The organism is Myroides sp. LJL115, assembly GCF_054871665.1.
In genome coordinates this window covers 1-1828 of record NZ_JBTXLS010000093.1, presented here as the reverse complement: position 1 = coordinate 1828, position 1828 = coordinate 1, and the positions used below count along the sequence as shown (strand labels likewise).

Annotated in this window: 2 protein-coding genes; one reads left to right on the top strand and one right to left on the bottom strand. The window is 30.0% G+C overall.

Annotated elements, in window-relative coordinates; translation table 11 throughout:
- Positions 1-347 precede the first annotated feature (347 nt).
- Positions 348-944 carry an SMI1/KNR4 family protein gene (locus ACYSNX_RS13055; protein ID WP_461755090.1) on the bottom strand — a complete coding sequence of 199 codons (597 nt, stop codon included), beginning with the start codon at positions 942-944 and terminating at the stop codon, positions 348-350.
- Between the two features lie 302 nt (positions 945-1246).
- Between ACYSNX_RS13055 and ACYSNX_RS13050 the strand changes: the two genes are divergently transcribed.
- Positions 1247-1657 carry an NUDIX hydrolase gene (locus ACYSNX_RS13050; RefSeq protein ID WP_461755089.1) on the top strand — a complete coding sequence of 137 codons (411 nt, stop codon included), beginning with the start codon at positions 1247-1249 and terminating at the stop codon, positions 1655-1657.
- Positions 1658-1828 lie beyond the last annotated feature (171 nt).

The window sequence follows — 1828 nt, the reverse complement described above, 5'->3', positions numbered from 1 at the left end:
TTTAATGTTTTTAAAAGGTAACTTTACTTCTTTTTGTATAAGATCGTCTTGCTTAATGCGGGTGCAAAAGTAGAAACTTATTCCTTACTTCCAAACTTTATACATGCTTTTTTTAATTCTTTTTTCCATAAAAAAACTAACTATCTAAAAATAAGTACAATAAAGTAATTTCTTTTCTATTTCAAATACAAGGATAAAAACTTCTTCTAATCACAAATCCCCCCTATCATAATATAAAGGGAGTACCTTGATGAAGATACTCCCTTTACATATATAAGTTATTACAAACCTCAGCTCTTAAGAATATAAATCACAAACTACAAAATAGCTTGGATTTATCAAAAAACCTAAGACTTGAATTTATCTAAAAAACTATTTAATTCCTTAGAAAAAGAATCATTGGCTCTATTTACAATTACATCAACATCATCAATAATTAAAATAGGCTTTAATTTAGCATCATTACGCAACCAATCTAAATACTCCTTATTGAACTCCGTTGCTACATACTCTCCTTCTTCCTCTAGAATTTCTCTATCTGAAAAACTAAATTCATCTTCAAAGATAGACGGCTCTACATCGTAAGCAGCAATTTGCAATAATTCTTTTAGATTACTAGCAACAGGAAAAACTCCACCTTCATCGCCAAACACAACTATTGGCATTTGATCCAAGTTTTTCTCATTTGAATCCTTGATCCAGAAAGCGTACACACTTCCATTACTATCTGCTTCTGCAAATGGAATAAATGACTTAACAAATTCCGTCTCATTAGAAAAAGACTCTATTAGTTCAGGGTCCTCATCAATTAAATAAATTGCATTTGAATAATAAGAAGGAATAGTTTCAGATAATTGAAACTCTAACAAACTTTTTAAATCCTTTGGTATAGAATACCCTTTAAATAATGCAGTAAATTCTTCTTTTACCATTGTGTTGTTCATTTTGGCCAAATAAAGGCTTTATAATTTTAAATTTAACAAAGTATTTCACTCATTAGCAAAGTGCTAATACATATTCTTTATTATAAAGATATAATAAAATGTTTAAAAAACATAGCTTTATCCACAAAGGGATTTTTTATTTTATCGACTACTAAAGTACGATACAATAATAATAAAAAAAACAAAGATTAGAAAAATCTACTATTTGTTTTTCTTATTCTTTATTGTTTATTTACAAGCTTACCCCTTACAGTCATAACCATCTGTAAAACAAACACCTAACTTTTTAAAAACATTACAAAATGCTACAAAAAAATCATCTCTATTTAGCTTGTGCTCTAATAACCAATGAATTTAATGAAATGCTTATAGTCAAAAAGTTAAAAACTAACGTATTTATCATGCCAGGAGGTAAAATAGAGCAGCAAGAAACTCCAACACAGGCATTAAAAAGAGAAATAGCAGAAGAACTTAACTTGCAAATTGATATTTCCAATATGCATTTTTTATCTAAGCATACTGCCATTGCAGCCAATGAAAAAAACACCCTAGTCACAGCATCCGTCTATCATATAAAAATCTCCAAGATAGCATTACAAGTAGCCAATGAAATTGAGCAAGCAATATGGGTGAATCATCACAACTATCAGAATTACCCATATGCTAACCTTATATCTGAATTCACAATTCCACTTTGGTTAAAGATGAAATAGAATAGGAGGCTGAAGATTATTTCTTCAGCCGACCTTTCACACCACCCGGCATACGGTTCCGTACCAAGGCGGTTCTTAACTTTACGATACTTTTAAGTAGATGTCATTTAGAGATGGATAACCTGCTCGTCTTAGTACTTGCTTATTTAATGTAGTATGGAGGACAAAACT